This window comes from Bacillus sp. SIMBA_074 (assembly GCF_046534555.1).
Taxonomy (GTDB): Bacteria; Bacillota; Bacilli; order Bacillales; family Bacillaceae_G; genus Bacillus_A; species Bacillus_A mycoides.
Window position 1 is genome coordinate 1 of sequence record NZ_JAWRYM010000518.1, and the last position, 272, is coordinate 272.

A 272-nucleotide genomic window follows, 5' to 3' on the forward strand; every position below is an offset into this window, starting at 1 on the left:
TCGTCGAGGAACGGGATCGCTTCTACCTGGCGATGCTGAAGCAGCTCGGCATCGAGAGGGGCAAGCCGTTCGAGCCGGATGCGCGACTGGTCGAGATCCTCGAGCAGGGTGCGGCCGCCGGAGAGCTGATGGCCCAGGCCAACACGTTCGCCAAGCGGTTCGACCAGGCCGGCTACTGGCCGGATCGCAAGTGGGAGATCGCCATCGTCCTGGACAATCCCACGCAGCGCGGCGACGATTACGACGAATTGCTCGAGCGCGCATCCTGGTTC

1 protein-coding gene is annotated in these 272 nt (G+C 65.1%); it reads left to right on the plus strand.

Annotated features, from left to right (window positions below):
• Positions 1-272, plus strand: a 272-nt coding sequence (locus SB773_RS31800; protein ID WP_410594310.1) for a hypothetical protein, incomplete at both ends; no start/stop codon positions are given.